This window comes from Stenotrophomonas sp. FR010 (genome assembly GCF_047520755.2).
GTDB classification, from domain to species: Bacteria; Pseudomonadota; Gammaproteobacteria; order Xanthomonadales; family Xanthomonadaceae; genus Stenotrophomonas; species Stenotrophomonas sepilia.
This window is the reverse complement of record NZ_JAXBQT020000051.1, coordinates 1-3,162: the sequence shown is the minus strand read 5'-3', so window position 1 is coordinate 3,162 and position 3,162 is coordinate 1. Positions and strand designations below refer to the sequence as shown.

The window sequence follows — 3,162 nt, the reverse complement described above, 5'->3', positions numbered from 1 at the left end:
GCATGGTTCCGCTGGCGGCATGTCACCGGTAGAGTTCGAAAAGCGCTACGCGCAGAGCGGCGACTGAGTGTCTATGGAACTCTGGTCGGTCCACTTCAATCGCTCGCAAAAAATCGTGGTATTGCAGTCGATCGGCGGGTGGATTCGCTCGACGACTACATTCGTATCATGGCGGGTCTCTATTGATCAGGTTGATGCACCCCTGAATGGCTATCGGCGTGAGACGTCGCAGTGCGTACTGAGGATCCGAGGATGCCAAAGGTGAGGTGTGCCGCAGCTGTCATGGCCGGTCTGGTTCTGGCCGGCTGTGCAACATTGGGTGGCGATATGATCGTGCGCGTCTCGGGAAGCGTGCCGCCAGGTCAGGGTGACGTTCGCGCTCTCGATTGTGAGCTGAGCATGCTCGGGGAGGGCGAAGGTGTAGTTTCGTCGAAACCGGTTGGAAGCACATTCTCGGTCCCCATGATGGTCGTTGCAGGGCCGGAACCCCAGAGCTACCAATTCGCCGTTGAATGCAGGGACGGCCGGAGGTTCGCATCCAAGCCGGTGCAGATCAGTAGTCGGCGGTCCTATGCCCGGGATCTCAATCTTGGGGAGCTTCAGGAGCGGTGAGAGAGAGGAAGGGGCGACCGGGGTCGCACCTCCGTGGTATGCATCTGACGGATTCCAGTGGATGAATGAAGATTTCAACTTGCTCGAATGGTGTGACGCCACGTTGCTGGCCATCAACATTGACAGGAGCAAACCTGGCGTATGCGACGAGGTAAAGGTCCACGTGCGCTGGCCGGACGGCCGGCAGGCAACCGTCTGCTTCTCGGAAGCCTACGGGTGCTCGGCGCTCATGAACTTCGGCGTACTGGGGGAGGAGGGAATAGAGTTCGCCAGGGTCGAGGACGACGAGCCGGGGCTTGCTCATCTTCTTGATCGTTGGAAGGCGGTTGGCTATCCGTTGTCCGGCCTGAAATGTTTCCGTATCGAGACCACCTCGACCGGAAGCGTAATTCTCATCTACGCCAGGACATGGCGGATCGAGCATCTGCCGATGGCGGGTGCAGTGCCCTGAAGGACATTGCCCAGATTCCTCACCCCGACAAGGCTCCCTCATCCGGGGGAAGGCGCCTGAGAAGACCGAGCGGAGACGTGCTTGGTTTCACGATTTTGGCCCTGCGGCGACGTTGGCCGCCACACTCTGCAAATTGAGGCCTTGATGATGGTGAGGATCCTGACAGCACTACTTCTGATTGGTGTCGGACTTGGATTCTCTGGCGGCGCATGGGCTGTAGGAAAGCGGCCCTTCAAGATGATTCAGTTCTGCGTGCATGACCAAGAGGGCGTGAATCGGTTCAAGCAGACCCTCAGCTCTATCGCCAAGGACGAAGGAATGCAGTACTTCGATGGCAGCGCTGAATTGGATCGCCAGCTCGCCAGGGCAAAGGTGGACGTGATGCGCCCTGTCGTCTACGTCGGAGTGAAGCGGGAAGATGGCTCAGGACTGGAGGCGGGGAACCTCGGATTGGATCGCTTCGAGATAGCTATCGGCTTCTCTGAAGGGAAGATGCCCGCCGAGGCACTGTCATTCTCTGTTCGCGTCGAACGTACCTTGGCCGAGCGCTGGAATGTACTCGCGATTCCCTCGGCGAAGGGCGCTACGCCGCTGGCATGTCGGGTGGAAGGCGGTTCTCGTTGAAGTCCGTTGCACATGACATTCACCCTTCGGGCTGCAACCGCCCCACCGCCTGGGCGCACAACGACTGGCAGGCCATGACCAACCCTTCCATCACCCGGTCGCCCACGTACTGCCCGGGTTCGCCGTTCTGCCGGGTGCGTTCGGCCGCCAGCAGCATTTCCAGCACCACCCGCAACCCGGTCAACGCGCAATCGGCGTCGGCCAGGGCCAGGCAGCGCCCGGGCAGCTGATGCCGCTCCGGCCAGGGTTGTCCGTCGGCCGCCGCACCGGAGCCGATGCGGTGGAGATTGGCAATGAAGGTGTTCCTGTCCATGGCAGGCGCAGCCTGTGGCGAACCGTCGTCGCCGGCGGTGCTGCGGTAGGCGTGCAGATGCGGGAAGTCCGATTCGTTCATGGCAAGGCTCCGTGCAGGGCAATCGGTAGCCGCCACCCGAAAGGTGGCGGGCGGTACGTGGTTCGAATCCGGGTTGGCTTCAAGCCGGCGGGCGCGAACGCCCCCAACGCACCGCCCGCCATAGCCGGCAGACGGATTGCCAGCCGGCGCCACGCATGGTGACGCCGGCTGGCAAGCGCACTTACTCAAAGCCAACACGGGATTCGAAGCCCGGCCACCCTTTTCCGGTGGCACGCCATCTGAGCCCGTGGCGCTGTGCAATGCCAATCAGAAGAGTTGCAAACATCACTCGATTGGAGACGCTTTCGGCATTCTCCCACGCTGTTAAGCCCCGCCAGTGCTGGCTGGCGTAGTGATCCGCCCGCAGCGTGCAATCTGCGACAGGTGTCGAGGTTGTCACGGCGAACGGAGCGGGCCGGGAGGGCCTATCACGACAGGCGGTGCCAATTCAGGCTGCGGGCTGTCCCGGGTTGACGCTTTCAACGCCCCAGCGCACTCTGCGGGCTGGGGTCGACAACCCGTTCAGGGGCAGGGCTGCAGGGTGGTACCAGGAGGCGGAACAGCCATGAGCCAACTCACCGACAGCTTCGGACGCAGCTTTCCGTACCTGCGCTTGTCGCTCACTGAAGCCTGCAACTTCCGGTGCAGCTACTGCCTGCCCGACGGGTACCAGGCCGACGGCCACCCGCGTTTCCTGCAGGTGGATGAGATCGGCCGTCTGGTGCGGGCCTTTGCGGCGCTGGGGATGAGCAAGATCCGCCTGACCGGCGGCGAGCCCAGCCTGCGCAAGGATCTGGACGAGATCATCGCCACCGTGGCGGCGGTGCCGGGTATCCGCAAGGTGGCCATCACCACCAATGGCACGCTGCTGCCGCGGCGCCTGCCGGGGTGGCACCGGGCCGGCCTGACCGCGCTGAACGTGAGCATGGACAGCCTGCAACGCGAGCGTTTCCACACCATCACCGGGCACGACCGCCTGCCGGAGATCCAGCAGGGCCTGGCGCTGGCGCAGGCGTTGGGCCTGCCGGCGATCAAGCTCAACGCGGTGCTGCTGCGCGGCCTGAACGACGACGAGCTGCCG

General features: G+C 63.0%; 5 protein-coding genes. 4 read left to right on the top strand and 1 reads right to left on the bottom strand.

Annotated elements, in window-relative coordinates; all coding sequences use genetic code 11:
- The 3 genes from ACM0PK_RS21580 to ACM0PK_RS21570 form a co-directional block, all read left to right on the top strand.
- Window positions 1-186 (top strand): hypothetical protein (locus ACM0PK_RS21580; RefSeq protein WP_495498553.1); only part of this gene is annotated, 186 nt, incomplete at its 5' end.
- A 487-nt stretch (window positions 187-673) separates the two neighbouring features.
- On the top strand, window positions 674-1,063 hold the full coding sequence (locus tag ACM0PK_RS21575; protein ID WP_061479978.1) for a hypothetical protein: 390 nt from the start codon (window positions 674-676) through the stop codon (window positions 1,061-1,063).
- Between the two features lie 144 nt (window positions 1,064-1,207).
- Window positions 1,208-1,687, top strand: a complete 480-nt coding sequence (locus ACM0PK_RS21570) for a hypothetical protein (protein ID WP_414608114.1) — start codon at window positions 1,208-1,210, stop codon at window positions 1,685-1,687.
- Window positions 1,688-1,706: 19 nt separating this feature from the next.
- On the opposite strand, the gene ACM0PK_RS21565 is transcribed toward ACM0PK_RS21570, so the two are convergent.
- Window positions 1,707-2,081, bottom strand: coding sequence for a hypothetical protein (locus ACM0PK_RS21565; protein WP_414608113.1), 375 nt, complete (start codon window positions 2,079-2,081; stop codon window positions 1,707-1,709).
- Window positions 2,082-2,646: 565 nt separating this feature from the next.
- Here ACM0PK_RS21565 and ACM0PK_RS21560 point away from each other — a divergent pair.
- Window positions 2,647-3,162: radical SAM protein (locus ACM0PK_RS21560; protein WP_495498552.1), on the top strand; the 516-nt coding region annotated here is incomplete at its 3' end.